Source organism: Oleiphilus sp. HI0061 (genome assembly GCF_001635675.1).
This window is the reverse complement of the sequence record NZ_LWFE01001128.1, coordinates 1-3,035: the sequence shown is the minus strand read 5'-3', so window position 1 is coordinate 3,035 and position 3,035 is coordinate 1. Positions and strand designations below refer to the sequence as shown.

3 protein-coding genes and 1 pseudogene are annotated in these 3,035 nt (G+C 44.3%); all 4 read left to right on the top strand.

Going from position 1 to position 3,035, the window contains the following annotated elements:
- The coding region (gene purD, locus A3735_RS16765) for a phosphoribosylamine--glycine ligase (protein ID WP_068638313.1) at positions 1 to 769 on the top strand (769 nt) is incomplete at its 5' end.
- Positions 770 to 808: 39 nt separating this feature from the next.
- Complete coding sequence (locus A3735_RS16760; RefSeq protein ID WP_068512169.1) at positions 809 to 1,603, top strand: inositol monophosphatase family protein; 795 nt, start codon at positions 809 to 811, stop codon at positions 1,601 to 1,603.
- Between the two features lie 500 nt (positions 1,604 to 2,103).
- Positions 2,104 to 2,301, top strand: a complete 198-nt coding sequence (locus tag A3735_RS16755) for a hypothetical protein (protein WP_068513514.1) — start codon at positions 2,104 to 2,106, stop codon at positions 2,299 to 2,301.
- Positions 2,302 to 2,602: 301 nt separating this feature from the next.
- Positions 2,603 to 3,035, top strand: a pseudogene (locus tag A3735_RS16745) (hypothetical protein); the annotation flags it as partial.

Sequence of the window (3,035 nt, the reverse complement as noted above, 5' to 3'; positions counted from 1 at the left end):
CAATGCTTTTGGCGAAGCAGGCTGCCGTGTAGTTATTGAAGAATTTCTTGATGGCGAAGAAGCCAGCTTCATCGTTATTGCAGATGGTAAGAATATTCTACCGATGGCAACCAGCCAGGACCATAAGCGCGTTGGCAACGGCGACACTGGCCCAAATACTGGTGGAATGGGTGCCTATTCACCGGCTCCAGTTGTAACCCAGGAGATCCATGATCGCATCATGTCTGAAGTCATTATCCCAACCGTCGAAGGTATGGCGAAGGAAGGCAATGACTATACAGGCTTCCTCTATGCAGGTTTAATGATTTCAAAAGATGGCCAACCAAAAGTCATCGAATATAACTGCCGTTTCGGCGACCCTGAAACACAACCTATTATGATGCGCCTGCAATCTGATCTAATTACTCTATGCAATGCGGCATTGGATAAGACTCTCGATAAAACAACAACAGACTGGGATTCTCGCGCAGCAGTTGGCGTTGTCTTGGCCGCTGGTGGCTACCCAGGAAGCTACGACAAAGGCCTCATCATTAAAGGCCTAAAGCAAGGCGAGTCTGATGTTGCAAAAGTATTTCATGCAGGCACCAAACTCGATGGCGAGCAAGTAGCAACGTCTGGTGGCAGAGTATTATGCGCTACAGCTCTGGGCAACAATGTGACTGAAGCTCAGCAAAAGGCCTATCAGCTTGCACAAAATATCAGCTGGGAAGGTATGTTCTATCGAGATGACATTGCCTACCGAGCCATTGCCCGAGAGCAGCAGTCTTAAGGCAGCCAAACCCTGTAAACTAATCTGTCTGGGTGACCTATGAACTATAGCGACATAGAGAAATTCGCAAAAGAGCTAGCAATCAAAGCTGGCTCGATGATTAAGTCGGAACGAGCAAAAGGCTCACTCAGTCAGAATTACAAAGATCAACATGAGCTAGTAACATCTGCAGACATTGCAGCAGACAAACTAATCATCGAAGCTATTCAAGAAAAATTCCCTCACCACCGTATCATGTCTGAAGAGACATATACCGATACGAGCCAAGGCAAAGACCTAGCTGAACCCATCTGGATTATTGACCCCATTGACGGCACCGTTAATTATGCTCACGGCCACTTTATGGTCGCCGTCTCTATCGCATTCGCGTGTGAAGGTGAGGTACAAGTGGGAATTGTCTACAATCCGTTTCTGGACGAGTGCTATTCCGCTATTTTGGGGCAAGGCTCTTATTTGAATCAGAACAAGCTATCCGTCAGCAACCAAGACAATTTACGGAAAGCCCTGATTGCCACGGGTTTCCCTTACGATAAAAGCACCGTACCTGAAATCATGCGCCGAACAGAAAAGGTGCTGATGAAATGCCAAGACATTCGCCGCCTAGGCTCTGCTGCAATGGATATCTGCTGGGTTGCAAATGGCCGCCTTGACGGCTATTTTGAGTCACTGAGCCCCTGGGACTTCGCTGCAGCCAGACTGATTGCCCTTGAAGCCGGTGCACGCTGCGGCCACTTCACCCCAGTACCTGAAGGTATTCCTGCCTGCATCTACAACAACAACCTTCTCATTAGCACGCCAGCAATCTATGACGCTCTAGACGAAATTCTGGATTAGAGCTCGCTGAATCCAAGGCAAAAAAAAGGAGCCAAAATGGCTCCTAAAAAGTCCTTATAACAACTAGGGATTGGAAAGTGATGATTGGAGAGGCTCCGCGCAACTAAGTCACTTCCCCTTGCGCTGATAACTTAAGCCTAGCCAAGTTAAGCAATAATTCCTGTGCATCTTTCATTTCAACACCTTTTAACACCTAGCGTTACAGGCATCACGCCCTCTGTTACAAAACCAGGAACAGACACTTTGATAAACAAGAAAATATAAACATTAATTTATTCAACAAAACCAATGATTTATGTTGCAAAGCTATAATTTAGATTATATTATCCACTTAATGCACTGTTACATATAATTAAAGATAAACCTTAATATAGGCATGTCGCTGGGCGGTTTATATAGATCAGTGCAGAAAACAATAGAAACAAGCAACACAAAATCTCCTAAACCCTTAAAAATAAAAGGAAATTGGAGATATAGCAGAAAGATAGATAGGTACCATTATGTCACAAGAAGCCATTGCACTCCCTGAATGCAGCAGCGAATCCCCCAGAGTTGTAAGAGAAACTGTACGCCAACAACTAAGCAGTGATATTGAAGAATTTCTAAAAAGAGGTGGTAACGTAGAACGCGTTGATAATAACGTACGAGCTGACCCGCCAAAGAAGCCGACCATGAATTATGGCTCAGCACCAATCTAAGCCAGTACTACGTTAAAAGCGATAGCAGTACCGCTTAGCTTCTTCTTTCTTCCATCGCTCTCGGTAACTTTTTCATCTAAGAATATTACCGAGAGTGATAAAAGTGAATTTAAATTCACCCTATTCGCTATTTTCCTGTAAAAAGACCTGATTATTTCTAAAAAGACATTGCAGATTTCGAAATCTATGCGACAATTCGCACTCACTTTGAGACCTGCCACACACTATTACCGTCTCAAGGCACTCGCTTTTTTGTAGTCATGCACCTAAATGGATTCAGGTACAGGAGAATTGGGATTTAATGGACGCCTTTACTTTAATAATAAGCTTGACGCTTGCCGTCGCCGGTTCCTTTTTATATCGAGACTATTCACGTTTTCTCCGTGGCGCATACGCTAAATACGGAAAAGTAGTGTCAATCCATCAAGTATTCTCTAGCCTTACTTCTCATGCCGACAATAGTACTAGCCAAACCTACGTTAAAAATGGTTTTTACCCTGTCATTGAGTACCCGCATGAAGGAGGCCCGGTTCGCTTTACCGCAATTGACCACTTAGCCTCAGGCAACTTCCACGTTGGCGACAAAGTAAAACTTCGTATTCTCAAAACTCGCCGCAAACACTCACGTACTTGCAAAACTTTTATTGCACTGATATCAATGATTAGCTTGCTAAGCCTAGGCATGATAGGTGCTGCAATAACCAGCAGCATCTATATTTCATTTGGGCAGGTTC

Coding starts and splice junctions, on each gene's coding strand:
- A3735_RS16755 (WP_068513514.1), top strand. CDS start 2,104: ATGTCACAAGAAGCCATTGCACTCCCTGAATGCAGCAGCGAATCCCCC.
- A3735_RS16760 (WP_068512169.1), top strand. CDS start 809: ATGAACTATAGCGACATAGAGAAATTCGCAAAAGAGCTAGCAATCAAA.